At 65.6% G+C, this 26879-nt stretch carries 21 protein-coding genes and 3 pseudogenes; 8 read left to right on the top strand and 16 right to left on the bottom strand.

All coding sequences use genetic code 11. The annotated features are described in order from the left end of the window. The 4 genes from ACV22W_RS06645 (at window position 1) to ACV22W_RS06660 (ending at window position 4487) form a co-directional block, all read left to right on the top strand. Window positions 1–1266, top strand: a complete 1266-nt coding sequence (locus ACV22W_RS06645) for an MFS transporter (RefSeq protein WP_448018460.1) — start codon at window positions 1–3, stop codon at window positions 1264–1266. Between the two features lie 98 nt (window positions 1267–1364). Beyond that, window positions 1365–3101: a phage integrase family protein gene (locus ACV22W_RS06650; protein WP_448018461.1), complete on the top strand. Its 1737-nt coding sequence runs from the start codon at window positions 1365–1367 to the stop codon at window positions 3099–3101. A gap of 90 nt (window positions 3102–3191) precedes the next feature. After that, on the top strand, window positions 3192–3515 hold the full coding sequence (locus ACV22W_RS06655) for a TfoX/Sxy family protein (RefSeq protein WP_448018462.1): 324 nt from the start codon (window positions 3192–3194) through the stop codon (window positions 3513–3515). Between the two features lie 60 nt (window positions 3516–3575). Continuing rightward, entirely contained in the window at window positions 3576–4487 is a 912-nt protein-coding gene (locus ACV22W_RS06660) for a hypothetical protein (protein ID WP_448018463.1), read from the top strand. A 31-nt stretch (window positions 4488–4518) separates the two neighbouring features. Here ACV22W_RS06660 and ACV22W_RS06665 read toward each other — a convergent pair whose 3' ends face one another. Then, window positions 4519–5667: a branched-chain amino acid ABC transporter substrate-binding protein gene (locus ACV22W_RS06665; protein ID WP_448018464.1), complete on the bottom strand. Its 1149-nt coding sequence runs from the start codon at window positions 5665–5667 to the stop codon at window positions 4519–4521. 36 nt (window positions 5668–5703) lie between these two features. Continuing rightward, window positions 5704–6933, bottom strand: a complete 1230-nt coding sequence (locus ACV22W_RS06670) for an NAD(P)/FAD-dependent oxidoreductase (protein WP_448018465.1) — start codon at window positions 6931–6933, stop codon at window positions 5704–5706. A 231-nt stretch (window positions 6934–7164) separates the two neighbouring features. On the opposite strand from ACV22W_RS06670, the gene ACV22W_RS06675 reads away from it, so the two are divergent. The 3 genes and pseudogenes from ACV22W_RS06675 to ACV22W_RS06685 all read left to right on the top strand — a co-directional run. Beyond that, on the top strand, window positions 7165–8577 hold the full coding sequence (locus ACV22W_RS06675; protein WP_448018466.1) for an aminotransferase-like domain-containing protein: 1413 nt from the start codon (window positions 7165–7167) through the stop codon (window positions 8575–8577). Window positions 8578–9259: 682 nt separating this feature from the next. Then, window positions 9260–10684, top strand: coding sequence for an aminotransferase-like domain-containing protein (locus ACV22W_RS06680; protein ID WP_448018467.1), 1425 nt, complete (start codon window positions 9260–9262; stop codon window positions 10682–10684). Then, a pseudogene (locus tag ACV22W_RS06685) lies at window positions 10630–11073 on the top strand (response regulator transcription factor); the annotation flags it as partial. The gene ACV22W_RS06680 and the pseudogene ACV22W_RS06685, both read left to right, overlap by 55 nt. Window positions 11074–11145: 72 nt before the next feature. On the opposite strand, the gene ACV22W_RS06690 reads toward ACV22W_RS06685, so the two are convergent. The 9 genes and pseudogenes from ACV22W_RS06690 to ACV22W_RS06730 form a co-directional block, all read right to left on the bottom strand. Continuing rightward, window positions 11146–11454 carry an EthD family reductase gene (locus ACV22W_RS06690; protein WP_448018468.1) on the bottom strand — a complete coding sequence of 103 codons (309 nt, stop codon included), beginning with the start codon at window positions 11452–11454 and terminating at the stop codon, window positions 11146–11148. A gap of 80 nt (window positions 11455–11534) precedes the next feature. Beyond that, window positions 11535–13016 (bottom strand): annotated as a pseudogene (locus ACV22W_RS06695) (MFS transporter). Between the two features lie 50 nt (window positions 13017–13066). After that, window positions 13067–13663: a TetR/AcrR family transcriptional regulator gene (locus ACV22W_RS06700; protein ID WP_448018469.1), complete on the bottom strand. Its 597-nt coding sequence runs from the start codon at window positions 13661–13663 to the stop codon at window positions 13067–13069. Window positions 13664–14004: 341 nt separating this feature from the next. After that, window positions 14005–14892, bottom strand: coding sequence for a hypothetical protein (locus tag ACV22W_RS06705; protein ID WP_448018470.1), 888 nt, complete (start codon window positions 14890–14892; stop codon window positions 14005–14007). 701 nt (window positions 14893–15593) lie between these two features. Continuing rightward, on the bottom strand, window positions 15594–16376 hold the full coding sequence (locus ACV22W_RS06710; RefSeq protein ID WP_448018471.1) for a hypothetical protein: 783 nt from the start codon (window positions 16374–16376) through the stop codon (window positions 15594–15596). Window positions 16377–16593: 217 nt separating this feature from the next. Further along, a pseudogene (locus tag ACV22W_RS06715) lies at window positions 16594–16716 on the bottom strand (IS3 family transposase); the annotation flags it as partial. Between the two features lie 335 nt (window positions 16717–17051). Then, window positions 17052–19637, bottom strand: coding sequence for a bifunctional aconitate hydratase 2/2-methylisocitrate dehydratase (gene acnB, locus ACV22W_RS06720; RefSeq protein WP_448018472.1), 2586 nt, complete (start codon window positions 19635–19637; stop codon window positions 17052–17054). Window positions 19638–19976: 339 nt separating this feature from the next. Next, window positions 19977–20276, bottom strand: a complete 300-nt coding sequence (locus ACV22W_RS06725) for a hypothetical protein (RefSeq protein ID WP_448018473.1) — start codon at window positions 20274–20276, stop codon at window positions 19977–19979. A gap of 41 nt (window positions 20277–20317) precedes the next feature. Then, window positions 20318–21283, bottom strand: coding sequence for a helix-turn-helix transcriptional regulator (locus ACV22W_RS06730; RefSeq protein WP_448018474.1), 966 nt, complete (start codon window positions 21281–21283; stop codon window positions 20318–20320). 169 nt (window positions 21284–21452) lie between these two features. Between ACV22W_RS06730 and ACV22W_RS06735 the strand changes: the two genes are divergently transcribed. Beyond that, on the top strand, window positions 21453–22115 hold the full coding sequence (locus ACV22W_RS06735; protein WP_448018475.1) for a glutathione S-transferase family protein: 663 nt from the start codon (window positions 21453–21455) through the stop codon (window positions 22113–22115). Between the two features lie 58 nt (window positions 22116–22173). On the opposite strand, the gene moaD is transcribed toward ACV22W_RS06735, so the two are convergent. The 5 genes from moaD to fdhD all read right to left on the bottom strand — a co-directional run bounded on the left by moaD (window position 22174) and on the right by fdhD (window position 26507). Further along, the gene (gene moaD / locus ACV22W_RS06740) at window positions 22174–22431 is read right to left on the bottom strand and encodes a molybdopterin converting factor subunit 1 (protein ID WP_448018476.1); all 258 of its coding nucleotides are present in this window, start codon (window positions 22429–22431) and stop codon (window positions 22174–22176) included. Between the two features lie 61 nt (window positions 22432–22492). Further along, window positions 22493–23056, bottom strand: a complete 564-nt coding sequence (locus ACV22W_RS06745; protein ID WP_448018477.1) for a molybdenum cofactor biosynthesis protein MoaE — start codon at window positions 23054–23056, stop codon at window positions 22493–22495. A 46-nt stretch (window positions 23057–23102) separates the two neighbouring features. Next, entirely contained in the window at window positions 23103–24221 is a 1119-nt protein-coding gene (gene moaA, locus ACV22W_RS06750; RefSeq protein ID WP_448018478.1) for a GTP 3',8-cyclase MoaA, read from the bottom strand. A gap of 202 nt (window positions 24222–24423) precedes the next feature. Next, on the bottom strand, window positions 24424–25638 hold the full coding sequence (locus ACV22W_RS06755) for a molybdopterin molybdotransferase MoeA (RefSeq protein WP_448018479.1): 1215 nt from the start codon (window positions 25636–25638) through the stop codon (window positions 24424–24426). Next, window positions 25638–26507, bottom strand: a complete 870-nt coding sequence (fdhD, locus tag ACV22W_RS06760) for a formate dehydrogenase accessory sulfurtransferase FdhD (protein ID WP_448018480.1) — start codon at window positions 26505–26507, stop codon at window positions 25638–25640. The genes ACV22W_RS06755 and fdhD overlap by 1 nt, the downstream gene beginning before the upstream one ends. Window positions 26508–26879: the final 372 nt, after the last annotated feature.

Genomic DNA, 26879 nt, shown 5'->3' on the forward strand with positions numbered 1-26879 from the left:
ATGGCAACTCAACAAGGTAACTTCCGCCTGTCCGCGGACACGCAGGCCATCCCGCTGCGCGCGTGGTCGGTGCTGGCCGCGAGCACGCTCGCGTTCATGGTGTGTTTCGTCGTGTGGATGATGTTCGGCGTGCTCGGCGTGCAGCTGCGCACCGATCTTGGCCTGAACAGCACGGAATTCGGGCTGCTCACGTCGACGCCCGTGCTGACCGGCGCGCTGATGCGCCTGCCGCTCGGAACGTGGACCGACCGCTTCGGCGGCCGCATCGTGATGACGGTGCTGCTCGTCGTGTGCGCGATTCCCGTCTACATCGTCAGCTACGCGACGCAGCTCTGGCAGTTCCTCGTGATCGGGCTGTTCCTCGGCTGTGTCGGCGCGTCGTTCGCGGTCGGCACACCGTACGTCGCGCGCTTCTTCCCGCCGAAGCGGCGCGGGCTCGCGATGGGCGTGTTCGGTGCGGGCACGTGCGGCGCGGCAGTCAATCTGTTCGTCACTCCGCTGCTGCTGTCCGCGTATGGCTGGCGTTTCGTGCCGCGCGTCTACGCGGTTGCATTGCTCGTCACGGCCGCGATCTTCTGGGTCGCGTCGGCGCCCGATCCGGGGGCGGGCAAACGGGGCGGATCGATGCTCGACGCGTTCAAGGTGCTGCGCGATCCGCGCGTGTGGCGGCTCTGCCAGTACTACTCGATCACGTTCGGCGGCTTCACCGCCCTGTCGCTGTGGATCCCGCAGTACCTGAAGAGCGAATACGGGATGTCGCTCGTGATGGCCTCCGCGTTCGCGGCCGGCTTCTCGCTGCCGGGCTCCGTGCTGCGCGCGCTCGGCGGCGCGCTGTCCGACCGCTTCGGCGCGCATGCGGTCACCTGGTGGGGGCTGTGGGTCGCGTGGATCTGCCTGTTCCTGCTGTCGTATCCGGCGACCGACTTCGTGATTCACACGATCGACGGCACCGCGTCGCTGAATCTGTCGATGCCGGTGGCCGGCTTCGTCGCGCTGACCTTCGTGCTCGGTGCCGTGTTCGCGTTCGGGATGGCGTCGACGTTCAAGTACGTCGCCGACGATTTCCCGGACAACATGGGCGTCGTCACGGGCATCGTCGGCCTCGCGGGCGGGCTCGGCGGCTTCCTGCTGCCGATCCTGTTCGGCCTGCTGCTCGACCTGCTGCGCGTGCGCACGACCTGCTTCATGTTCCTTTACGGGATCGTGTGGGTGTCGCTGATCCTGATCTATCTGTCCGAGGTGCGGCGCACGCCTGTGACGGGCTGAGCGTTCGTGCGCGATGCCGGCAGCCGCCGGCGTCGCGCACGCATCTTGCAGCACGTCGGGCGTTTTCGAGCGTCCGCAGTTCTGTCAAACTGGCGCCCATGACACCGCGCCTCGCCTTATCGCCTTCCTCCGATTCCACACCCGCACCAGCGGGCTTCCCCGACGCCGACGAACTGGCCGCGCTGCGTGCGTGGTACGCGGGCATGACCGTGCGTCAGGCGGTCGAACGCTATCTGCCCGACCGGCTCGGTGAACGGCGGTCGGCGCGCGGCGTGATCGGCGGGATTCGTCGCCGCCTCGTGCGCGTCGCGCGGCAGGTCGGGCGGCCCGATCTCGCCGGGCAGCTCGCGCATGCCGACAGCGCGCGCGTCCAGATGGCGAAGGCCGCGACCGATGCGATCGGCATGTTGCGCCATGCGCGTGCGCCGGTGCCGCAGATCAGCGATGACATCGGCTTGTGGCTGCCCGCACGCGCGGTCGTCGCGCTGCGCGCGCACGGGATCGCGACGCTGGCCGACCTGACCGTGCGGATTCCGCGGCGGCGTCAGTGGTGGCGCGCAATAGCGGGGCTCGGCATGGCGAGCGCGCGGCACATCGAGGCGTTCTTTTCCGCGCATCCCGACCTGACCGAGCGGGCGCGCGCGCTGATCGCGGCGACGCCGCGCAGCGCCATCGTGCCGTGGGAGCAACTGAAGCTGCCGCACGAAGTCGACGGTTCGGCCGGCACGTTCCGCGCGCCGCGTGCGACCAGCACGCTCGACGCGGACAACGATTACGCGGCCGTGCACGCTTGGCTGTCGCTGCACGAATCGGCCGCGACGCGCCGCGCGTACCGGAAAGAGGCCGAGCGCTTGATCCTGTGGGCGATCGTCGAGCGCGGGCGTGCGCTGTCGTCGCTGACCACCGAGGATGCGGTCGCGTATCGCGCGTTCCTGCGAAACCCCACGCCGCACGAACGCTGGATCGGCCCGGTGCGGCCGCGCGGCGCGCCGGACTGGCGGCCGTTTTCGGGCGGATTGTCCGCGCGTTCGGCCGCGTACACGCTGTCGGTCCTCGGCGCGCTGTTCCGCTGGCTGATCGAGCAGCGCTATCTGCTCGCGAATCCGTTCGCTGGCGTCAAGGTGCGCGATACGCGCGGCGCGAATGCGCTGGACACGTCGCATGCGTTCACGGAAGGTGAGTGGCTGCTCGTGCGCACGATCGCGGACGGGCTCGAGTTTCGCAAGGGCAAGCCGGCCGGTGCACCGCAGTCCGGCTGGACCCCAGCCGCCGCGCAACGGCTGCGTTTCATCCTCGATTTCGGCTATGCGACCGGGCTGCGTGCGAGCGAACTGGTCGGCGCGACGCTCGGCGACATCGAAACGGATGGGCACGGCGATGCGTGGCTGAAGGTGATCGGCAAGGGCAGCAAGGCCGCGCGCGTCGCGCTGCCGCCGCTCGCGCGCACGGCGCTCGATCGTCATCTGGTCGCGCGGCGGCTGCCGGTGACGCCGGTGCGCTGGCGGCCGGATACGCCGCTGATTCCGAGCCTGGCGGAAGACGGGGCGGCCGGGATCACGAGCGTGCGGCTGTGGAAGGTGATGCAGCGTTTCTTCACGCAGACGGCCGCGCTCGTCGATGACGACAACCCCGCGCTCGCGCAGAAGCTGCGCCAGGCGAGCCCGCACTGGATGCGTCATACGCATGCGACGCACGCGCTCGCGCGCGGCGCGGAGCTGACGACGGTGCGCGACAACCTGCGGCATGCGTCGATCTCGACGACGTCGATTTATCTGCACGGTGACGATGCGAAGCGGGCGCGGCAGATGTCGAGTGCGTTTTCGGCTGACAAATGAGCAGGGCGCACGCGTGATCCCACGAGATTCGAACGGAACGGCACCGCGTCGGTGACGGTCAGAAGGGTTATTCGGTAATGGAGCGGATGGATGGCATCGAGTCAGGGAACCGTCGATTTCGTCGTCGAGCAGATGGTTGCGGCGGGCACCGTGTCGGCGCGCAAGATGTTCGGCGAATACGGCATCTACTGCGACGGCAAGATGGTCGCGCTGGTGTGCGACGACCGGTTGTTCGTCAAGCCGACGCCTGACGGGCGTGCGTTTCTCGGCACCTGCGACGAAGCGCCACCGTATCCGACGGCGAAGCCGCATCTCGTCATCGGAGGCGAGCGCTGGGACGACCGTGAATGGCTGTCGGCGCTGATCCGGATCACTGCTGCGCAGCTTCCGGTGCCTGTGAAGCGCGGTCGATAGCGGTCGGCGTATTCTGTGAACCATGTGCGCGACCACCGCGCCCCCCGCTGGAGCACAAGAATGGAGACATCCCAACATCCGCCAGCACCGCGCTACGCGCGCCGCGCATGGCACGCGCTCGTCGCGGCCCTGTGCGTCGGCTGGAGCGTGCTGTCGTTCGGCGCGGACGGCGCGGCGGCGCTGCTCGACCGCTATCACAGCCTCGGCGAGCAACTGAAGAACAATCCGTTCCACCGCCCGCTGTACCTCGAATCGTCCGAGGCGTCTTCATCGCTGAAGGGCGACATCTATGCCGTCGTCGACTATCCGTTTTCCGTCGTGAACGGCAAGCTCAACGATCCCGCGCAGGGCCCCGCGAACTGGTGCGCGGTGCTGATCCTGCACCTGAACACGAAGTACTGTCACGCGTCGACCGGCAGCGACGGCCCCGTGCTCGACGTGAACCTCGGCCGCAAGATCGAGCAGAAGCTGTCGGATACCTATCGCGTGCAGTTCCGCTACCGCGTGGCCGCCGCGACGCCCGACTATTTCCAGGTCGACCTGACCGCCGACAGCGGCCCGATGGGCACGAAGGACTACCGGATCGCGCTGGAGGCCGTGCCGGTCGGCGCATCGCGCACGTTCCTGCACCTGACGTATTCGTACGGCTTCGGCGCCGTCGGCCGCATGGCGATGAAGACGTACCTCGCGACGGTCGGCAGCGACAAGGTCGGGTTCACGGCAGCCAGCGGCGCATCGGCGGCGCAGCCGCAGTACATCGGCGGCGTGCGCGGATTGCTGGAGCGCAACACGATGCGCTACTACCTCGCGATCGACACGTATCTCGCGACGCTCGACAAGCCGCTCGACCAGCGTCTTGCGCGCTGGTTCGACGCGACCGAGCAGTATCCGAAGCAACTGCACGAAGTCGAGCGCGGCGCGTATCTGCAGATGAAGGCGCAGGAGGTGCAGCGGCAGCAGGCGGCGCGATGACGCTGCCCGCTGCCGGGCTGCCCGGCGTCGATCAGTTCGACGCGCCGCCAACCGTGCGAATGCTGTGCCACTGCCCCTGTTCGACGCGGAACAGCGTGTAGGGCGGCTTGATCAGGTCGCCGCGCTCGTCGAACGAGATCTTCCCCGTCACGCCCGTGACCGACACGCCCGGCAGGCTCGCGACGATCTTGCCGCGGTCGACCGAATCGGCCTTGCGGACCGCCGCGATCATCGCGAGCGCCGCGTCGTACGCGAACGGCGCATACAGCTCGACGTCCTGGTTGAAACGCGCCTTGTAGCGCTGCGCGAACGCGATGGCGGACGGCAGCTTGTCGAGCGCCGGGCCCGGCTCGAGATCCTGCGTGCCTTCGCCCGCGTTGCCGGCGATCTTCAGGAATGCATTGCTTTTCAACGCGCCGGCGCCGAACAGCTGCGCGCGGATGCCGAGCGAGCGCATCTGCTTGACGAGCATCGCACCCTGTTCGTCGAGGCCGCCGAAGAACAGCAGGTCGACGTTGTTGCTCTTCATCGTCGTCAGGATGCCGCGGAAATCGACGGCCTTGTCGTTCGTGTATTCGCGGCCGACGATGCTGCCGTGTGCGTCCTTCACGCCTTTCTCGAAAGCGTCGGCAAGCCCCTGTCCGAATGCGGTGCGGTCGTCGATGATGCCGATCCGCTTCGCCTTCAGCTGCTCGACCGCGAAGCGGCCGGCGACCACGCCGCCGACACCGTCGTGCCCCATCGTGCGGAACACGTTCTTGAAGCCTTGCATCGTCAATTGCGGATTGGTCGAGCCGGGCGTGATCATCGCGACGTTCGCCTGCTTGTAGACGGCCGACGCGGGGATGCTGCAGCCCGAGTTGTAGTGGCCGATCACGCCGACCACGCCGTCGTCGACGAGCTTCTGCCCGACCTGGATCGCGATGCGCGGGTCGGCCTGGTCGTCCTGCACGTCGAGTACGAAACGCACGGGCTTGCCGCCGATGGTCGGATGTTTCGCGTTCTCCTCGTCGAGCGCGAGCTGCGCGCCGTATTGAAGATCCTTGCCGACGCGGGCGACCGGCCCCGTCAGCGGGCCGGCGAAGCCGATCTTGACGGTTTCCGGGTCCGCGCCGTATGCGGAAGCGGCCGTGCCGAGCGAACAGACGGCCAGCCATGCCAGCCAGTTACGACGATTCATGATGCCTCCTTGCAGTGGTGGAAATCGTGGCGCGCGTCAGAATCGCGCGGCCCGGTATGGCGTGAGATCCAGCGGCGGCGCGCGTCGCGCGACGAGATCGGCGACGATCCGCCCGGTGATGCCGGCGAGCGTGACGCCGAGATGCTGGTGGCCGAATGCGTGGATCACGTGCTCGCTGCGCCGTGCGCGGCCGATCACCGGCACGCCGTCCGGCAGCGTGGGCCGAAAGCCGAGCCAGCTGCGCGTCGGTGCGCCGAGCGAAGGCAGCGCTTCGCGTGCGGAACGCGTGAGCAGCGCGACGAGCGAGCGGTTCATGCCGGCGTCGAAGCCGCCGAGTTCGACGGTGCCGGCCGCGCGCAATCCTTCGTCGAGCGGCGTCATGTAGAACCCGCGCTCAGCCCAGCCGACCGGCCGCGTGACGATCTGCTCATGCGCGGCGAACTGCACGTGATAGCCGCGCTCGGTATCGAGCGGCACGGTGTCGCCGCACGCGGCGGCGAATGCGCGCGAGCGGGCGCCAGCGGCAATCACCACATGATCGAAGGGACGCACCGCACCGCCCGCATGAAGGTTCGCGCCGTCGCCGACGGGCTCGATCCGGTCGACCTGCGTGCGTTCGAGCGTCGCGCCGCCGGTTGCCAGATGCGCGAACAGTTCGCCGAGAAACCCGCACGGATCCGAGAAATGCCAGCTGCCGTGGAACAGCACGCCGCGCGTGAAGATCGGCGCGAGCGCGGGCTCGAGCCGGCGGATCGCGTCCGCGTCGAGCGTGTCGAACGGCACGCCGAGCCGGCGCCGCAGTGCGAGCGACGGCTGCGCCGCGTCGAACGACGCCTGCCGTGCATACAGGTACAGGCATTCGCGCGGCCGCACGAATGCCGCGAGCCGCGTGGAAGCGAGCAGCGGCGCATAGCCGTCGGCGGCGCGCGACAGCAGCGCGGCCAGCGCGCCAGCGCTGCGCGCGTGGTGCGTCGGCGTCGACGCGACGAGGAATCGCGCGAGCCACGGCGCGCCGCGCAGCAGATACGGCCAGCGGATGCGCAGCGGGCTGTCGGCGGCGAACAGGAAGTGCGGCATGTCGCGGAACACGGACGGACCGTTCACCGGCACGCAGCCATACGGCGCGAACGTCGCGGCGTTGCCGAACGACGCGCCGTGGCCAACGCCGGCCGGATCGAACAGCGTGACGCGGTGCCCGTCGCGCTGCAGCCATGCCGCCGCGCCGAGCCCGATGAAGCCTGCACCCACGATGGCGATGTTCGCCATGACGCCTCTCCTTCACCGCACCTGATTCACACAAAGATGGGATCAAGAATCACACAGTAAATTTTTGTGTGCAATCAAAAATAGATTGTGTGGTGTTAGCGTTTACCCGATTTCAACTGACTGATTCGACTCACCTGTCGGCAGATGGTTGACCTGAAGGGGATGTCATATACAATCGCTGGACGGATTTAGACGGCAGACAAACGCTTTTTGTGTGGATGTGGACGATACATGGCAGCAGACAAACTTTCCGGAGCGCGCGACGACGATGCGCCGGCGCAGGCAAAGCGGCCGACCTATGTCGAGGTATCGAGTTCGATCGAGGCGGAAATCCGCAACGGCATGTACCCGCCAGGCAGCCGTCTGCCGCCGCAGCGCCAGCTCGCGACCGAGCTCGGCATCAACGTGTCGACCGTGTCGCGTGCCTACAAGGAACTGCAGCTGCGTGGCCTCGTGATCGGCAGCAAGCGGCGCGGTTCGCTCGTCACCGGCGGCGCGATGCCGAGCATCGAGCCGGCCCGTGCGTCGCTCGCGGCGGGCAGCGGGGTGATCGACCTGACGGTGAACCGGCCGGCGACCGGCGAATTCCTGGCGAGTCTCGCGCAGACGTTCGGCACCTTGGCGGCCGATCCGCGTTTCGCGTCGCTGCAGGAATACCAGCCGCCGCAAGGCCCCGACTGGGCGCGCGCCGCGGGCGCCCAGTGGCTTGCCGCGCCGGGCTTCACGCCGTCGCGTGACCAGGTGGTCGTGACGAGCGGCGCGCAGCATGGGCTCTACGCGGTGCTGAACAGCCTGATCGGCACCGACGGCGTGATCGTCGCCGACCGGCTCACGTATTACGGGCTGAAGGCGCTCGCGCCGGTGTTCCAGTTCGAGATCGTCAGCGCGCCGGCCGACGACGACGGCCTGCTGCCCGACGAGATCGAGCGAATCTGCCAGCGCATGCCCGTCAAGGCGATCTTCGTCGTACCGAACCTGCAGAACCCGACCGTGACGACGATGAGCCTCGCGCGCCGCATGGCGCTCGTCGACGTCGCGCGCCGCCATCACGTGACGATCATCGAGGACGACGTGTACGGGCCGCTCGTGCGCGACCGGCTGCCGGCGATCGCGGGGCTGTGTCCCGAGCTCACGTTCCATATCGGCGCGACATCGAAGATCCTCGCGCCCGGGCTGCGCCTCGGTTACCTGAGTTGCCCGCGCGACAGCGTCGCGCTGTGCGCGGAAGCGGTGCGCACCACAGCATGGATGCCCGCGCCGACGTCGATGCTGATCGCAACGGTGTGGATCGAGAACGGCACGGCCGAGCGGATCATGAGCGCGCAATTGGCGGAGATCCGCGCGCGCGTCGATCTGGCGCGGGAGCTGTTGCCGGCCGGTCAGCTGAAGTCTGATCCCGCGTGCATGTTCGTGTGGCTGCGGCTGCCGCCGCCGTGGCGTGCCGACGACTTCGCCGCGAACGCGAAGGCGCGTGGCGTGATCGTGATGCCGTCGTCGACGTTCGCGGTCGATCGCGCGGAAATCGAGCACGGCGTGCGCATCAACCTGGCGTGCCCGGCGACGCGCGACGAACTCGTGAACGGGCTGCGGATTCTGGCCGGCACGCTGAAGGACCGGCCGCGCGCGCTGTTCGGGTCGATCTGACGCGCGCCGCTTGCGCCGGCAACCCTTGCGGCAGCGCTTCGTCCACGGTCGCCACGGCGCCGCGCGCAGCGGCGAAAGCTGCCGGCTCGCTCCCCGTATCGGGCAGACGGGCGTCGATGCTCGCACCGGGCACAGGCGAACAGCCGCCGCGCGTCGCTCCACCGGACAGCGTCCGCATTTCGCCCCCAGCCCTTCATCGGTCGACTCGCTGACGCCCGTGCGGCACGCCCCGTCACTCTGGTGTCATGTTCCTGGCGGTGCAGCGCGGGCCGCCTCGCCCTTTTCCTGTCAGGCCGGCCGGGTATGACCAGCCAGCGCCGACAGCGCTGCGCGTCACGTCGTCCTGCTCTCCGATCGCCGCTCCCCACACCAAATTCGTAAGACGTACAGTTCGCCCGAAGTCGCGAATTCGCGCCGAACTGTACTCTTATGTGCGTATCCGATGTGTGTACTCCGTATCAACTGTTCTGCTCTTACGATTCCATCATCAAGTGCACAGTGTCGCAGGCCCAGAGATCACGGGCCTGACAGCGCATCTTCAAAAGCGAGCCACGGCGATGGAAAAGGCAAAACCGGAGGGAACAATCAGGCATCACGACAGCCCGGTCGGCGGGCGGCACATGCGCGGATCGGGCGTGCGCGGGGCGGCGGCGCGCAGGCGCAGGCCGGCGGGGAGCACGCGATGAAGCTCTACGAAAAACTCGCGGACGACATCGAACGCCTGATCCGCCAGGGCGTGTACCGGCACGGCGACCGGATTCCGTCTGTGCGACAGGCGAGCCAGCAGCATCGGATCAGCATCACGACCGTGCTGCACGCATATCTGCTGCTCGAAAGCCGCGGACTGCTGGAAAGCCGTCCGCAGTCGGGCTACTTCGTGAACCTGCGTCGCGACGACAACCATGCGCCGGTGCGCGAACTGCGGCCGTCGAAGCCGATCGCGATTTCGTCGTCGGTCGACATGAGCCGGCTCGTGCTGTCGACGCTGCGCTCGATCGGTACCGACGACGCGGTGCCGCTCGGTTCGCCGTATCCGGACCCGAGCCTCTTTCCGTTCGAGAAGCTGAACCGCTACGCGTATGCGGCCGGCCGGGACAAGTCGCTGTGGGGCGTGACCGACGGGCTGCCGCCCGGCCATCCGCGCCTGATCCGGCAGATCGCACGACGCTACCTGGAAAACGGGATGTCGGTCGATCCGAACGAGATCATCGTGACGGTCGGCGCGACCGAGGCGATCAACCTGTGCCTGCAGGCGGTCGCGAAACCGGGTGACACGATCGCGGTCGAGTCGCCGACGTTCTACGCGATGCTGCACGCGATCGAGCGGATGGGGATGAAGGCGATCGAGGTCGCGACGCATCCGGAATACGGGATCGATATCGCCGCGCTGGCGGCGATCGCGAAGTCGCAGCCGATCGCCGCGTGCATGGTGATGCCGAATTTCCAGAATCCGCTGGGCTTCCAGATGCCCGACGAGCGCAAGCGCGAACTGGTGGAATTCGCGACCCGCGTCGACATGCCGATCATCGAGAACGGTGTGTATAACGAACTGTATTTCGGCGAGTCGCATCCGGGCACGCTGAAGTCCTACGATCGCAACGGGATCGTGCTGCATTGCGCATCGTTCTCGAAGAGCCTGACGGCGGCTTACCGGGTCGGCTGGGCGTTGCCGGGCCGCTATCGCGATCAGGTCGAGAAGCTGAAGTTCCTGAACACGCTGGCCACGCCGTCGCTGCCGCAGCTCGCGATCGCCGAGTTTCTCGAACGGGACGGCTACGAGCATCACCTGCGGCGCTTGCGCAAGGCGTATGCGCAGCAGGCAAACCTGATGCGCGCGATGGTGTCGCGATTCTTCCCTGAAGGCACGCGCATCTCGAGCCCGGCCGGCGGCTACGTGCTGTGGGTCGAGTTGCCGGCGCAGGTCGACGCGATGCGGCTGTATCAGCTCGCGCTGGAGCAGGGAATCACGATCGGCCCCGGCTACATGTTCTCGATCACCGACAACTACCGGAACTTCATCCGGCTGAACTACAGCAGCCCGTGGTCGCCGGAGATCGAGCAGGCGGTGATCGCGGTCGGGAAGCTCGCGGCGTCGTGCATTCGCTAACGCTGGCGGCGTCGGTGGCGTGGGGCGCATCGCGCTCGGCGCGTCCATGGCGCGCGGCGTTGAGCGTCGCCGCCGCCGCGAACGTGTTGAAGGAAGAAGTCGCGTGCGGCCGGCTATGTGGCGAAGCGGTGAGTGCGCTGCCGACGGAGGGCGCACCCGCTGTCACGCCTGTCGCGGGTCGCGCGCCGCATGATCGCCCGCGCCTGTCCGCGCGGGAAATCGACGTGCTGCGCGCGATTTCGCGAGGCGCAAGCAACAAGCAGATCGCACTGCTGCTGAACGTGAGTCCGAGCACGGTGCGAACCCGTGTCGAGAACGCGTTTCGCGAGCTCGAATGTTCGACGCGCGCGGCGGCGACGCTCAAGCCGTCGATGATGGGGCTGCTGTGACGAGACAGGCATTGCGCAGGGCTCCCGGCGCCGTCGCGCACGCGAGCGAGGGCGCCGGAACACGATCGAAGGTTACGCCGAGCGCGCGAACACCTCCGTGATGTACCGATCCGGTTCGATGTCGGTGAACGCGTCGATATCGGCCATGACGCTCGCCGTCTCCGCGGATGCGAACGCGGCATCCAGCGCCGCCCGATCCCGGAAGCGGCACATGGCCACGACGATCAGTTCGCTGTCTTCCCGTGACGGGAAAAACGCGTCGATGTATTCAAGCCCGTACGGCTTCCACGCTTTGTCCACCAGCGGAATGTGCTGCTCGGCGTAGTAGCGGGAATCGAACCGCGTGCCCGCGGCTCGGCGATAGGAAACGATGAAGTGCATGCGCATTCTCCAGTTGGACCGACGGAACAAGCGGCTTTCTTGCGGCGTGCCGCACGAACCGTTGCAGGTCAAGGCCTGCATCACGGCTCGTTGCGTTCGGTGCCGAACGTCGTTCGGGCGTGGGGACGGGCAGCGGGGCGCACCGCGGGTGTCCGGCCGAGCGAGATGCACAATCCCGCGCCGATGCTCAGGAAGAACGCGATACCGAGAATCGCGACGATGAACGCGTGCGCGATCGCAGCGGGATCCTGACGCGGGCCGAGGACCGTATAGAACATTCCGCCGATGATCGCGACGCTGAGCGACGTGCTGACCTGCAGGGTCGAACTGGCGATGCCGGCGATCATGCCCGACAGCGCCGGTGCGACACGGCCCGTGACCATTCGCATCAGCGTCGGCAGCGCGAGCTCTTGCCCGAAACCGATGATGAACAGAACGGCGGCAAGCGGGATCGTGGCGAGCGGCATGCCGAGCGGCGTCGCGGCGATCAACCAGGCCAGGCCGACGAGGCCGACGACCTCGAGGCCCATGCCGAACGGATTGACGTACGCGCTGAGGATGCGTGAGCAGTACGGCGTCGACAAGGGACCCAGCAGAAAGCCCACGCCGAATGGCAGGAACACGAGGCCGGCGCTCAGCGCATCGACGTGCAATGCGCTTTGCAGATAGATCGAAAACAGGAGGAAGAACGCGCCGATCGAGTACAGCAACAGCGCGATCAGCAGCGCGCGGCCCAGCCCCGGCGCGCGCAGCGCGGCCGGATCGAGCAGCGGGGCGCCGCCGCTGCGGGCGAGCCGGCTCTCGTAGCGCCAGAAGAACCATGCGAGCGCCGGTACCGCCATCAGCGACATCCAGGCCAATAGCGGTCAGCCTGCGTCACGCCCTTCGATCAACGGCACGACCAGCGCGCCGAGCGTTGCCATCGACAGCGCCGTGCCGCCGAGGTCGAGCTTGCGTGCATGCTGCGCGCGCGTTTCCTTCAGCAGCGGGATGCCGAACAGCACGACCAGGATCGCCAGCGGCAGGTTGACGAGGAAGATCGTCCGCCAGCCGAGATTGAACAGATTCAGCGAAATCAGGATGCCGCCCAGTGCCTGTCCGACGACCGCGGCGAGCCCGAAGACCGCGCCATAAAGGCTGAGCGCGAGCGGTTTTTCCGATTCGGGGAAGATCGCCTGGATCGACGCGAGCGCCTGCGGCGCCATGACGGCCGCCGTCAGCCCCTGCAACGCCCGGCCCACGATCAGTGTCCACGGCGAACTCGCGAGGCCGCATAGCGCAGATGTCGTCGCGAATCCGATCAGTCCGAGAAAGAACATGCGTCCCCGCCCGAACAGGTCTCCCAGCCGCCCGCCGGTAATCAGCGTCACGGCGTACAGGCCGGCGTACGACGAGATGACGAATTGCTCGGCCGAAGACGACGCGCCCAATTCCCCCCGGATCGACGGCAGCGCGACATTGACGATGAAGAAGTCCAGCGGAGGCAGGAATGCGCCGACGAGCAGGACCGAGAACATTGCCCAGCGGCGCGGGTCCGGCGAGACGGAATCGTTGCGGGTCATGGATGAGCTTCCATATGGGACCAATCAGTTCCAAATTGGCCAAAAAAAAATTAATCGAGAACGCGCATCGTGTTGTCGACGAGCGCGAGCATGTCCGCTTCCGATACGCCGGTTTTGCCCAGCACGCGCATTCCCTCGACCTGACAGACGAGGAAACGCGCGAGCGCCTGTTCGTCGCGTTCGGCAATCTCTCCGCTAGCCTGCCCGCGCACGATCGCGCCGGCATAAAGCTGCTGCAAACGCCGGAACATGCGTGCCGTACGTTCCGCGACATCCGGATCGCGGGCCGCCATTTCGGTAGTCATCGCGATTGCGAGACACCCGCGTCGGCCCGCCTCGCCGACCGAAAGACGCGCATAGCGCAGCAGCGAATCGCGAATGGCGTCCTTCACCGCGCCCGGCTGCGACAGGATGTCGGCGGTTGCCTTGAGCCCGTCGGCCATATACAGGTCCAGCGCCGCCAGCAGCAGCCCTTTCTTGTCGCCGAACGCCTTGTAGAGGCTGCCGCGCGACAAGCCGGTGCCGGCAATCAGATCCGGCAGCGACGCGCCTTCGTAGCCGCGGTCCCAGAAGACTTGCATCGCGTCGCGCGCGGCATCGTCCAGTTCGAATTCGCGCGGACGTCCAAGACCGGTCGGATGTGCCATGGCTGAGATCTCCTGCAATTTGGCATCATTATATGGACCGATTGGTTCCTATGTCAACGCGCGGATCCAGCCGGGGAGGGTGATGAACGCCTTCGGACGATCATGCGGCAACTATCCTCGATCGAAGCGGGACGGGCAAAAAAGCTCTTCGTGGATTTCAGTGGTCGTCGCTTGTCGACCCGGAGCGGTCAGCCGCTTTTCTCCAAACCGGTCGCTCGATCTAGGCATGTATTTGATCCGAGCACATCCCAATCCGGAACTTCCGCGGTCAGGATTCGAAGCCGAAAAGCAGACTCCCGAAAACTATGGGCTGATGTCACTTCCGTACGTCGAGTGTTGTGTCATGCCGAGTCTTGCTCGCGCGCGTCACAATCCTGAACCGAACAACTTTGGCAGTCCGGTTGTTTGCCGCAAACAGGCTTTGGGCGCCACTCGTGCTCCTCCTGCGCTCGGTCCTGCGCGTACCACATAACCAAGCGATCGACTTGGCGAGAGCTGAGCTCAGAGACACCTGGGAACATCACACCGTTGCGCGATGGCGGTGGCGCCAGCACACTCGAAGAGAAGGGTGCGCAAGCGTCCTGCCATGCTCTCACGAACGGAAGCGTGAGCGCTGGGCGGAGATCATCCGTAGCGCCGTCAGGAAAGTATCGTTTCCATTGGCCACCTAGCCTGCTGACGAACCGACAAATATGCCGATCCGGTTTTACCACTCCCCATCCCAGGTCCATCAGGATATGAAGCGCCGCCTTGTCTGCGACACCTGTAAAGGTATAGAGGACCGTGAATGGATCTACGATATCGTCGAGTGACCAATTCTTCTTCGGTTGAAGAACCGTCGCGAGCCGGTCCGTTCCATAAGCGGAAATCTCTTTCGCCCGCATGAAGAGTTCCTCGACGCGCCTGCGCATCCCGAATTCTTTTCCGCCGACAACAGCGAGCTGCTCAATGTCGGCAACCGTCTGTCTACCACTGACGGCATCTTCTATCGTGAATGGCAGCGCTCGGAGCGCGTCAATGCGTCGAGTTATGCCGGCTTGGCCCATTCCCATCGAATACATCGGCAAGTAGAGGACAGCGTCGACAGCAGTGAAATTGTTTACGACGCTGTCCAGTCGCCGCTTAAGTTCTGCAGGATTCAGCGTCCTCTGGCAGAGATTCTGGTAGACGGCGTTAATCTGATCGGGTGTCATAGTGATGAAGTCGTAAGTGCCCTTGTGATTTTCCAACCGCAAGGCGGCCGTTGGCGAAGGTCGGCTCGTGGCCGACTGCAACCCAACGCGCTTGGCTGTAGCCGACCCATTGCAGCTGTTCGGGTTTTGTTCAGCAACCCGCGCCGAACGCACCGGCCGACAAACTCGGCTCGCCAGATCGCCACGTACGGGTTTCGAAGCGGTTCGGGAGGGGTAAAGCGACACTCGAAAACCGGATAGTTTCGAGTTTTCACATAGCCTCGGCCGGAAGCCGTCGGTAGCGGCCGAGCCGCCACCGCCCATGCAGTCGTCCAGGGCGTGTGAACGATTCGCATACCGAGAATCGTATATAAATCATGCCTCTACGGTCGTGCAGGGGAGTGTACGACGCGAATTGACGACGTTGCTTCGGACATAGACGAAGTGACGGCATTATTTCGGTGAGATTGTCGATAATGTCGTCAACTCGGGAGCCAAGAGCCACGTGCGATGGGCACCTCGAATTGACATCTTTGCTTTGCTCTACGGGTGGCAATACTGGCGAAACGGCAGGCACTGTCGACGGCGTCGTGACGACAGGAACGAATGCGATATTGGCCCTGCCGGCCAACGTTCCATGATCGAGCGTGACTACCATCTTGGCTATGCGCGTGATGCATAAGAAGCATAAGTCGGACCCGGAAGCGACAATCAAGGCGCTCAGTTACGAAAAATAAGTATAATTTCAGGATCACGTCCTACCTCGGTTTAGCCCCCGATAAACATGCTGCGTGAAGGTCAATTTCGTTATATTTCGTAAAATCTGCTATCGAACGCCAGCGTCTGGCTCCATTTGGCAATCCAAAATAGAGATCACTCGCCTTCGGTTCGCTATCCGTTGGCGCATCGAATGGAACATCTGTCGCTTTCCAGGCCTCTGCGACCAGAGTTTTTCTTCCGTCAGGCGTCACTCGCAATACGCGAATCCATGCGGGGTGCTCACCCAATACCGAGAGATCAGGGACCCGTTCTTCATCTTCCGTTGAATTTCGAGGTGCCCAGCCGATCAGAATAATTTTGACTACTTTCCCTGAAAAATCAAGTTGCTCCTGGCGCTCGACGCTCTTCCCTAGGAGCCTGAAACGGCAAATGGGAACATGAGAGTTTGCTTTGAAATATTCTGCGATGACCCAATCAAGACTTGAGGACACAATAGGAACATCCCGACGTCGGTCGAATCTGTAGATTCTCTCTAAATTCTTTACCACTGACAGTGGAGTGTTGGCATTCGGAAAATAATAACGAGCCTGTTTGAAATCATTCGCTTCAGATTTTATGGAGTTAACAGGATTCATATCACGAATTAGCTCTCGCGGCGGAATTGTAAGTGATATTAGCCTGTCTCCATCTACCTTGCCGTAATACATTGGATGAGTCGATTCTACTGCTTTCGTGGCAGGAAATGCCGCCTGAGATATTGAAAGCAATATGATTCCTGCAACCATCATTCTGGCTGAAAAATAATCGAAAGATAGATTCATGTCATTTTTAATGTGAAGTGAGTTTGCTTTGCGATGTCAATTCTTTGACAAAAAATCGCACCACTTCGTGCGCTCGAGCAGGTATTGCGTCCCGTCCGGGGGGGGCTATGTGTTTCGCCAAGTGTTAGGGGCTGACTTGGGTTGGTAATTGGTACCGTCGCGCAGCATGGCGAACAGAACGTCGTGGCGGCGCCGTACGAGCGCGATGAGCGCTTGGTTGTGGCGCTTGCACATCGAACTGCTGCGCCAGTTCAGCCAACGTCCACTCGCCCTTGACCGCTGCCAGCACTACCTTCGCTTTGAACGCCGCTGAGTGCGTCCGTCGGGTTCTCTTCGTCATTTCCTCGGTTCCTTTGCCAGCATTATCGCTGGCTTAGGCCCCGGACAAACCACTTATCCGACTGCCCTAATTTGCGCGGCCATCACGTCGCATGGACGCTCCACTCGCTGACCGTCGGTTGCCTCGCAAATCGTTCGGCGCTCGGATTTCCGATTGTCGACGAAGTAGGCTGCCGCGTCGAATGTCTCAAGTTGGCCGAACGCCGACGTTCCTCGCCGGCGTCCTCCCCCCGGAAATCCACGAAGAACCAAAAAAAAAGCGCCTCGGGCATTCAGCCCGCGGCGCCTTCGCGTGTCGCCACGACGGGCACAGCCCGTCGCAGCTCGACCGCATGCTTAGATCTGCACGGTGTCGGCGACTTCCTTGAAGTCTTCGATCTGGTCGAAGTTCATGTACTTGTAGATCTTGTCGCCGTTGGCATTGAGCACGCCCATGTCGGCCATGTACTCGTCCTTGGTCGGGATCTTGCCGAGACGCGAGCAGATTGCCGCCAGTTCCGCCGAGCCGAGGTACACGTTCGTGTTCTTGCCCAGACGGTTCGGGAAGTTGCGGGTCGACGTCGACATCACCGTCGCGCCTTCGCGCACCTGTGCCTGGTTGCCCATGCACAGCGAGCAGCCCGGCATTTCGGTGCGGGCGCCGGCCGTGCCGAACACGCCGTAGTGGCCTTCTTCCGTCAGCTGCTTCTGGTCCATCTTGGTCGGCGGCGCGACCCACAGCTTGACCGGGATGTCGCGCTTGCCTTCCAGCAGCTTCGACGCGGCACGGAAGTGACCGATGTTGGTCATGCACGAACCGATGAACACTTCGTCGATCTTCGCGCCGGCGACGTCGGACAGCGTCTTCACGTCGTCCGGATCGTTCGGGCACGCAACGATCGGTTCATGGATGTCGGCCAGATCGATCTCGATGACGGCCGCGTATTCGGCGTCGGCATCCGGCGACAGCAGTTGCGGGTCGGCCAGCCACTGCTCCATCGCCGCGATACGGCGTTGCAGGCTGCGCGGATCCTGATAGCCCTGCGCGATCATCCACTTCAGCAGCGTGATGTTGCTGTTCAGGTACTCGATGATCGGTTCCTTGTTCAGGTGCACCGTGCAACCGGCTGCCGAACGCTCGGCCGACGCATCCGACAGTTCGAACGCTTGCTCGACCTTCAGATCGGGCAGGCCTTCGATTTCGAGAATGCGGCCCGAGAAGATGTTCTTCTTGCCTTGCTTGGCGACCGTCAGCATGCCCTGCTTGATCGCGTACAGCGGAATCGCGTTGACGAGGTCGCGCAGCGTGACGCCCGGCTGCATCTTGCCCTTGAAGCGGACCAGCACCGATTCCGGCATGTCCAGCGGCATCGTGCCGGTGGCGGCCGCGAACGCGACCAGGCCCGAGCCTGCCGGGAAGCTGATGCCGATCGGGAAGCGCGTGTGCGAGTCGCCGCCGGTGCCGACGGTGTCGGGCAGCAGCATGCGGTTCAGCCACGAGTGGATCACGCCGTCGCCCGGGCGCAGAGCGATGCCGCCGCGGGTGCTGATGAAGTTCGGCAGCGTCTGGTGCGTCTTCACGTCGACCGGCTTCGGATAAGCGGCGGTGTGGCAGAACGACTGCATCACGAGGTCGGCCGAGAAGCCGAGGCAGGCCAGATCCTTCAGTTCGTCGCGTGTCATCGGGCCCGTGGTGTCCTGCGAGCCGACAGAGGTCATCTTCGGTTCGCAGTACGTGCCCGGACGCACACCCTGGCCTTCCGGCAGACCGCATGCGCGGCCGACCATCTTCTGCGCGAGCGAGAAGCCCTTGCCGCTGTCGGCCGGCTGGTGCGGCAGGCGGAACAGCGTCGACGGCGCGAGGCCGAGCGCTTCACGCGCCTTCGCGGTCAGGCCGCGGCCGATGATCAGCGGAATGCGGCCGCCGGCGCGCACTTCGTCGAACAGCACGTCGGACTTGACCTGGAATTCGGCGATCACGTTGCCGTCCTTCAGCGCCTTGCCTTCGTACGGGCGCAGTTCGACGACGTCGCCCATGTTCATCTGCGACACGTCGAGCTCGATCGGCAGCGCGCCGGCGTCTTCCATCGTGTTGTAGAAGATCGGGGCGATCTTGCCGCCGAGGCACACGCCGCCGAAACGCTTGTTCGGGACGAACGGGATGTCTTCGCCGGTGAACCACAGCACCGAGTTGGTGGCCGACTTGCGCGAGGAGCCGGTGCCGACCACGTCGCCGACGTAGGCGACCAGGTGACCCTTGTCCTTCAGCGATTCGATGAACTTGACCGGGCCGCGCTTGCCGTCTTCTTCCGGCGTGATGCCGGGGCGCGCGTTCTTCAGCATCGCCAGCGCGTGCATCGGGATGTCCGGGCGGGTGGTGGCGTCCGGGGCCGGCGACAGGTCGTCGGTGTTGGTTTCGCCCGTGACCTTGAACACGGTGATGGTCAAGCTTTCCGGCACTTCCGGACGGCTCGTGAACCATTCGGCGTCGGCCCAACTCTGCAGCACGGCCTTCGCATGCGCGTTACCCTTGTCGGCGAGTTCCTTCACGTCATGGAACTGGTCGAACATCAGCAGGGTTTTCTTCAGTGCGTCGGCAGCGACGGCCGCGACTGCTTCGTCGGACAGCAACTCGATCAGCGGCTGGATGTTGTAGCCGCCCAGCATCGTGCCGAGCAGTTCGGTCGCGCGCTCGCGCGAGATCAGCGGGCAGGCCGTCTCGCCCTTCGCGACGGCGGCCAGGAAGCCGGCCTTCACGCGCGCGGCTTCGTCGACGCCGGCGGGGACGCGGTGGGTGATCAGGTCGAGCAGCGTCTGCTCTTCGCCTGCGGGCGGGTGCGCCAGCAGTTCCACCAGTTCGGCGGTTTGCTGAGCCGTCAGCGGCAGGGGAGGAATACCGAGCGCGGCGCGGGCGGCCACGTGAGCACGAAAGTTTTCAAGCATGGGGGACCTGCTGAGATTGCGTTTCAGGGGAAGGGCTTTCCAGGCACGCCGAGGCTGCTGTTCCGGACACTGCTTCACTGCTTGGACGGGATTCTAATCGCAATATGGTGAGGCGTCAAATGTCTTATGTCTTATATAAGAGTTGATTGTGGAGTGGCGCCCCTCGAGGAAGAATTCGGCGGATCGGGTAGCGGCTTGGTGCGGAGAGTGACCGCGGGTCCGGGCGCTGCGCGCGTGTACGGCAGGTCGCGGATGCGGCATCCGCTCGACCGACGGGGTTTCATTATGTGGAAAATCCGGCGGCGGACCGTTCGAGGCCGGTCGCCCCGGTTTTTCGGGCTACGTCGAGGCGGTGCGATATCGGCGCCGTGCGCCGCCCGCCCGGCCAAGACGCCAATCGAACAAGCCGAGCAGTGGCGAGTACGCGAAAAATAGGGCGACTGAAAGCAGAAATGCCGAGATCTTGTTCAACGAAGCTTCAAGATCCGGGCGGATGGCGGGCGCGACGAGCAAGGCAAGCAAGAAAAACATGGCGATGCCGATCCGGGCGATCTCGACCGCCCATGTCTTCGGGAATGCGCGCATCACGATGAAGTGCGCGGTGAGCGTGGCGGGTGCGAGCAGCTTCGCGCCGATCACGCCGCAATTGTTGTAGCGTCGTCGCTCGTCGGCGACGCGGATCAGTACAGCGCCTTCGTAGCGGCGAGCTCGTCAGTCAATCGAACCACGAGTTCCCGCGGCCCGAGCACTTTCAATTCCGCACCATATCCGAGCAGCTTCCGCGCACCGTGCTCGATCGATTCGATCGGCATCAGGAATTCCTTCCATCCCGGCGGAATCGCGGTGCCGTCGGCGCTATCCGAGACAGGCGCGACCTTGACGCGCGCATTGATCAGCCAGCTCTCTGCGCGCGCCGACACCGCGACGTGCGCGCTCAACCGGTAAAGCTCCGCCTCATACCTGCTCATCGCATCACGCCAGTGCCGGGCCAGATCGAACCGCGCGGGCCGCTTGAATCGCCGGCGCGACGCCGCGAGTTCCCGAATGTTCGCGAGCCGAAAAGTCAGCGCATCGCGCTTGCCGGCGACCTTCGCCACCACGTACCACGCACCGCCCTTGAGCACCAGCCCGAGCGGATCGAGTGCGCGGCGCGACACACCGTGCCAGCTCTCGTACGTCACCTCGATCCGCTGCGACTGCCACACGGCCTCGGCGACTTCACGCAGAAGCGCCGGTGTTTCCTGCGCCCGATACCAATCCACGGTATCGACATGCAGCCGGCTCGCGACACGATCGGCGTGCTCGCGCGAGTGCGGCGGCAGGCTGGCGATCATCTTCAGCCGCGCGGACGCGGCCATCCCGTCGAGCCCGAGCTCTCCCGCCGGCCCCGGCAGACCGGCCAGAATCAACGCATGTGCCTCCTGCTCGGTCAGCCCCGTGAGATCGGTGCGCCAGCCGTCCTGCAACTGAAAGCCGCCGTTGCGTCCGCGATCGCCCCAGATCGGCACGCCGGCCGTCGACAGTTGGTCGATATCTCGCAGGATCGTCCGCTCGGACACTTCCAGCGCGGCGGCCAGCGCCGGCGCGGTCATGCGGCCTCGCGCCTGCAGCATCATCATGATCGACAACAGCCGGCTGGCTTTCATGTGTGGCACCTCATCCGGAATACGTGACACAGGATGTCATGTTATCGGATCTATGATCGGACACATCCGCGATCGGCTTGCGCGCAACGGAGTCGGGCGCGGGCTTGCCGACACGCGGGCGGTGCTCACGTGAGTGCCGCTGCGCGAAACCCGACGAGGAGAGCGATACATGAAAATCATGACCGGTCCGCTGAGCATGTTCGGCGCGAAAGTCGAGATCGCGGCGCACGAGAAGGGCATCGCCTTCGAGCGCGTGCTGGTGCCGTTCAGCCAGCAGCGCGGCTACGACCCGAAGCATCCGGACGTCTTGCGCATCAATCCGAAGCGTCAGGTGCCGGTGCTGATCGACGGCGATCTGGAGATTTTCGATTCCACGCAGATCTTCGAGTACCTGGAAGACCTGAAGCCCGATCCCGCGCTTTGGCCGGCGCAGCCGAAAGCGCGCGCGGTGGCGCGCCAGCTCGAGCACTGCAGCGACGAAGTCTACTTTCCGCATGTGATCCGGCTGATGGGACTCGAAGAGACGCCGGATCATCCCGCGGCACAGGCCGCACGCGACGAAGCGCGGCAATACTATCGACGCATGGAACGCGTGCTGGCGGACCGGGAGTTCCTTGCCGGCACCTATTCGTACGCCGACATCGCGTTCTACATGGCGCAGTTGTTCGGCGCGCGCAAGGGCGCGCCGATGACGGCGGAGACGCCGAACCTGCTCACCTGGCGCGAACGGATGACCGCGCGTCCGGCCGTGCGGAACGTGGCCGGTGCGATGGCGGGTTATCTCGCTTCGATCGATCATCCGGTGCCGGATTTTCTTGGCGGGCTCCATTAGCCAACCCGTCGCGCGTCGAGCGGCTACGGTCCGTCAGTCGCCGCTGGATGTGAACGCGTCACCCGCCGGTCACCGGCGGAAAGAACGCCACCTCGCTATCTTCCCGTACGACGAATCCGCCGGTCACCATCTCGAGGTTCACGGCCGCGCGCACGGGCCGGTCCAGCCGCAGCGCTTCGCCACTGCGCGCGTCGCGTGCTGCGAGCGCGGCGCGCAGCGTGTCGACGGTGAGGTCATGCGCATCGATCTCGACGATTTCCTCGTCGGTATGCAGTTGTTCGCGAATGCTCGCAAAGTATTTGATCGTCAGTTTCATTACGATGTCCCGAGCGAGATCGGTGGAATCGGCGGAATCGGAACGGCGTCGGCCGGCACGTTCATCCCCATCGACGCATCGCCTGATCGTCATGCGCCTTCGGCTCGACCCAGCCGGCCACGCCGTCGTGCCGGATCTCCTTCTTCCAGAACGGCGCATGCGTCTTCAGGAAGTCCATGATGAATTCACACGCATCGAACGCCGGTGCGCGGTGCGCGGCGGCCACCACGACGATCACGACTGCATGGCCGAGCGGAATGCGCCCGACGCGATGCACGACCTTGACCGCCTCGAGCCGCCACCGCGCGCTGGCCTCTTCGACGATGCTCCAGAGCGCCTGCTCGGTCATCGTGGGATAGTGCTCGACTTCCAGCGCGACCACGTCGTCGACGTCGCCTTCGTTGCGCACGACGCCGAGGAAATTCACGACCGCGCCGACATTCGGATTGCGAACGACCGGCGCGATCTCCGCGCCAGCGTCGATCGCCGTGTACTGCACACGCACCTCGAAGCCGGCTGCGATCGCCGGCGGCCGCTCGGTATGCGGGTCGGCGGTGCCGGACTGTCCGCCGTCACGCGGCGGATCGTCGGATGACGCGGCACGGGATTCGGTGAAACTGGTCATGGCGGTTCTCCAGTAGGCGGTTCGCTCCGCTTCGCGCGGTAGCCCGTCAGCCGCCGACGAGCGACATGCGCACGGTCGGATAGGTCTTGCCCGACGGCCGGGCCGTACGCGTGGTCCGCCGTTCGGAATAGCGGTCGTCGCGCCGCACCCAGCGTGCGCGAACGGTGTCGGCGAGACGGTCGATCGATGCGGCATCGTTGAGCCACGGCCGCAGGTCGGTGCCCTGCATCGCGAACAGGCACGTATAGAGCTGGCCGTCGGCCGACACGCGGGCGCGCGAGCACGTGCCGCAGAACGGATGCGACACGCTCGCGATGAAACCGACCTCGCCCGCGCCGTCGATGTGCCGGCAGCGGATCGCGGTGGCGTCGTGTCCCGGTTCGCCGACGAGCACGAGCGGATAGCTCGCTTCGATGAGTTCGCACATCCGCGCGGCCGGCACGACCTTGTCGCCGGACCATGCGCTCGCGCCGCCGACGTCCATGTATTCGATGAAGCGCACGGCCACGCCGCTATGACGGAAGTGGCGCGCGAGCGGCAGGATCTGGTCGTCGTTCGCGCCGCGCTCGATCACCGCATTGACCTTCACGGGCGTGAGCCCGGCCGCCTGCGCGGCCTCGATGCCGGCCAGCACGCGCGCCACGGGCACGTCGGTGTCGGTCATCCGACGGAATACGGCATCGTCGAGCGCATCGAGACTCACGGTCACGCGCGACAGGCCCGCATCGCGCAGCGTGCGTGCCTTGGCGGCGAGCAGCGAACCGTTGGTCGTCAGCGCGATTTCGATGGGCCGGCCGTCTACGGTCGTCAGCGTCGCGAGCCGTTCGATCAGCACTTCGAGGTTGCGGCGCAGCAGCGGCTCGCCGCCGGTGAGGCGGATCTTCTCGACGCCGAGCGAAACGAACGCGCGCGCGATCTTTTCGAGTTGCGCGAACGACAGCCGCTCGGACGACGGCATGAACGCATAGTCGGCACCGAAGCTGTCGCGCGGCATGCAGTAGCCGCAGCGGAAGTTGCACTGATCGATGACGGACAGCCGCAGATCGCGCAGCGGCCGCGCGAACATGTCGAGCGGGCGGGAGAAGACGCCGGGCGATGCGCCGCCGGTTGCGGCGGTGGCCGGCGCGGAAGCGATGGCATTCACGATGGATTCGTCTGCCTGCATGAATTGAGCGGAACGGCGTCGCCGGTCAGCCGTGCGTGTGCCGAAGTGTCGGCGCACGGGGCGTGACGAGCCTCATCGTGAGGATAGGTCGCTGGATTCGATCGGCAGAGACACAATCGCGACCGAAATGCAGGAATACAGTTCGTCGTCCTGGATGCGCGAAAGGTGGGCACGACGAGCCGACGCTTGCTCACGTTCGTGCTCACGCGAGCCAGTGCGCGAAATCGTAATACGGGACGGCGTCGCCGCGCGCGATGCGTCGACCGGCCGGCAGCCGTGCGAGCCCGCTCGCCTGCACCAGCGATTGCAGCGCGCCGGCGCCTTGCTGCCGCAGCGTGTCGAGGACGGGCGCGCCGCTGGCGTCGATGGTGCGGCGCACGCGCACGAAGCGTTCGCGCTGGGCATCCGGTTCGACGTCGATGTCGATCGGCAGCGACGGTGCGGCCGGCAGGCAGTCGTCGCGCCCCTGCAGACAGCGGATCAGCGGCGCGACGAACAGCGCGAATGCGATCATCGCCGCGCCCGGATTGCCGGGCAGCAGCACCACGGGCCGTTCGTCGAGCCGCGCGAGCGCGACGGGCTTGCCCGGTTTCATCCGTACACCCGACACCACGAACGATGCGCCGAGCGCGGTCAGCGCGGGGCGCAGCAAGTCCTTGTCGCCGACCGATGCGCCGCCGACGCAGACGACCAGATCGCAGCGCGCGGCCATTTCGCGCAATGCCTGATCGACGGCGGCTGGCATGTCGGCGGCGTGTTCGCTCGCGGTGACGCCGGCACCGGTTCCCGATACCAGAGCCGCGAGCATCGGCGCGTTGCTGTTGTAGATCTGCTGGGGCGCACGCGGCTCGCCGCACGGGACGAGTTCGTCGCCGGTCGTCAGGATGCCGACTCGCAGCGGCGGCCGCACGTCGATGCGCGCGCAACCCTGCGCGGCGGCGACGCCGACGTGCATCGCGCCGAGCCGCACACCGGCCGGCATCAGCAGGTCGCCCGCGCGCACTTCCTCGCCGCGGCGGCGGATATGCGATCCGCTGCGAGGCGGTGCGTCGAACGTGACGCGACCGTCCTGTTCGCACGCGTGCTCCTGCATCACGACGGTATCGGCACCGGGCGGAATCAGGCTGCCGGTAAAGATCCGCGCTGCCGTGCGCGGTGCCAGCGGCGACGGCGCGTCGCCCGCGTAGCAGCGCTGCGCGACGCGCAGCGGTTCACCGTGTTCGAGGTCGGCATGACGGACCGCATAGCCGTCCATCGCGCTCTGGTCGGCGGGCGGCTGGTCGAGCGCGGCGGCGAGCGGCGTGGCAAGCACGTGGCCGGCCGCCTGCGCGACTGGAATGGAGATGGCCGCATGCGGCGACGCGAATGCGGCGGCGAATTGCCGTTGGGCGGTATCGAAATCGGTCAGAGTTTTCATCAAGCGGTGAGCGCATGCGGTTGCGCACGCGCTCGTTCGGGTAGCGTGAGCGCGTCGGGCGACACGTATCCGACGAAGCCGTCGTTGCGGCAGAAGCCGAGCAGCCGCATGCCGGCTTCGTGCGCGACGTCGATCGCGAGCGACGTCGGTGCCGAGATCGTCGCGATCATCGGAATGCCGACGCGTGCCGCCTTGCGCACGAGCTCGTAGCTCGCGCGGCTCGACAGGAACACGAAGCCGGCGCTCAGGTCGGCGCGGCGCCGCGCGAGGTGGCCGATCAGCTTGTCGAGCGCGTTGTGGCGGCCGACGTCCTCGAAGACTTCCAGCACGGCGCCGTCGCGATCGCACCAGGCGGCCGCATGGATGCCGCCGGTGGCGCGCATCAGCGGCTGCTGCTCCGGCAACGCGCGGGCTGCGCGCGCGACGGCGTCGGCGTCGATGCCGGCTGCCGCACCCGCGGCCGCGATGCGCGGTGGATGAAGGTCGAGCTGCGCGATGCTTTCGATCCCGCAGACGCCGCAGCCGGTGCGGCCGGCGAGCGCGCGCCGGTGCGCCTTCAGCGCCATGAATGCCTGCTGCGATACGGTGAGCCGTACTTCGGCGCTGCCGGGCCGGCATTCGCTTTCGATGTCGAAGACGTCCGACGCGCGCTCGACGATTCCTTCGCTCAGCGCGAAACCGAGGCCGAGTGCGTCGAGGTCGATCGGCGTCGCCATCATCACCGTGTGCGCGATGCCGTTGAACACGAGTGCAACCGGCGTTTCGTCGACGACGCGATCGACTGTGTCCCGTGCTTCGCCGGCACGATGACGCGTCACGTGACACGCGCGGCTCCCGGCCGGATCGTCGGGGCGGTCGCTGGGATGCATGCTGTTTTCTCCAGGGGGATCGCCCGGCGCGTGGGCCGAGCGATGGGCGCGAATTCTGCGTCGGGGCGGTGCGCGGTGTCGCGCCGGCTCGCCACCGGCAGGCCACGAGCCGATGGTACGGGCGTTCGGCCGTGACGCGGATGCACAGCGTCGCAATGCGGAAAGCAGTACAGCTGAGGGCCTCGCGGCCCCGCAACGGATTTTCCGTACACACATCTTCGGCCCCCGGGAGAGCACAGTTTCAGCGCACGTCTGCGCGATTGCGAGTATCGTCGGAAACGCGATATCGTCATTCACGCTTCGTTGCCGTGCCCCGCGATCCGTCCATGTCTGCACGTGCCGTCGCGAAGCCGTCGCGCGATTTCCTGCTTC

The sequence above is a fragment of the Burkholderia sp. AW49-1 genome (assembly GCF_053427845.1).

What these genes read in the sequence shown, in the direction of transcription:
- ACV22W_RS06645 (WP_448018460.1), top strand. Translation starts at nt 1, where the DNA reads ATGGCAACTCAACAAGGTAACTTCCGCCTGTCCGCGGACACGCAGGCC.
- ACV22W_RS06650 (WP_448018461.1), top strand. Translation starts at nt 1,365, where the DNA reads ATGACACCGCGCCTCGCCTTATCGCCTTCCTCCGATTCCACACCCGCA.
- ACV22W_RS06655 (WP_448018462.1), top strand. Translation starts at nt 3,192, where the DNA reads ATGGCATCGAGTCAGGGAACCGTCGATTTCGTCGTCGAGCAGATGGTT.
- ACV22W_RS06660 (WP_448018463.1), top strand. Translation starts at nt 3,576, where the DNA reads ATGGAGACATCCCAACATCCGCCAGCACCGCGCTACGCGCGCCGCGCA.
- ACV22W_RS06665 (WP_448018464.1), bottom strand. Translation starts at nt 5,667, where the DNA reads ATGAATCGTCGTAACTGGCTGGCATGGCTGGCCGTCTGTTCGCTCGGC.
- ACV22W_RS06670 (WP_448018465.1), bottom strand. Translation starts at nt 6,933, where the DNA reads ATGGCGAACATCGCCATCGTGGGTGCAGGCTTCATCGGGCTCGGCGCG.
- ACV22W_RS06675 (WP_448018466.1), top strand. Translation starts at nt 7,165, where the DNA reads ATGGCAGCAGACAAACTTTCCGGAGCGCGCGACGACGATGCGCCGGCG.
- ACV22W_RS06680 (WP_448018467.1), top strand. Translation starts at nt 9,260, where the DNA reads ATGAAGCTCTACGAAAAACTCGCGGACGACATCGAACGCCTGATCCGC.
- ACV22W_RS06690 (WP_448018468.1), bottom strand. Translation starts at nt 11,454, where the DNA reads ATGCACTTCATCGTTTCCTATCGCCGAGCCGCGGGCACGCGGTTCGAT.
- ACV22W_RS06700 (WP_448018469.1), bottom strand. Translation starts at nt 13,663, where the DNA reads ATGGCACATCCGACCGGTCTTGGACGTCCGCGCGAATTCGAACTGGAC.
- ACV22W_RS06710 (WP_448018471.1), bottom strand. Translation starts at nt 16,376, where the DNA reads ATGAATCTATCTTTCGATTATTTTTCAGCCAGAATGATGGTTGCAGGA.
- acnB (WP_448018472.1), bottom strand. Translation starts at nt 19,637, where the DNA reads ATGCTTGAAAACTTTCGTGCTCACGTGGCCGCCCGCGCCGCGCTCGGT.
- ACV22W_RS06730 (WP_448018474.1), bottom strand. Translation starts at nt 21,283, where the DNA reads ATGAAAGCCAGCCGGCTGTTGTCGATCATGATGATGCTGCAGGCGCGA.
- ACV22W_RS06735 (WP_448018475.1), top strand. Translation starts at nt 21,453, where the DNA reads ATGAAAATCATGACCGGTCCGCTGAGCATGTTCGGCGCGAAAGTCGAG.
- moaD (WP_448018476.1), bottom strand. Translation starts at nt 22,431, where the DNA reads ATGAAACTGACGATCAAATACTTTGCGAGCATTCGCGAACAACTGCAT.
- ACV22W_RS06745 (WP_448018477.1), bottom strand. Translation starts at nt 23,056, where the DNA reads ATGACCAGTTTCACCGAATCCCGTGCCGCGTCATCCGACGATCCGCCG.
- moaA (WP_448018478.1), bottom strand. Translation starts at nt 24,221, where the DNA reads ATGCAGGCAGACGAATCCATCGTGAATGCCATCGCTTCCGCGCCGGCC.
- ACV22W_RS06755 (WP_448018479.1), bottom strand. Translation starts at nt 25,638, where the DNA reads ATGAAAACTCTGACCGATTTCGATACCGCCCAACGGCAATTCGCCGCC.
- fdhD (WP_448018480.1), bottom strand. Translation starts at nt 26,507, where the DNA reads ATGCATCCCAGCGACCGCCCCGACGATCCGGCCGGGAGCCGCGCGTGT.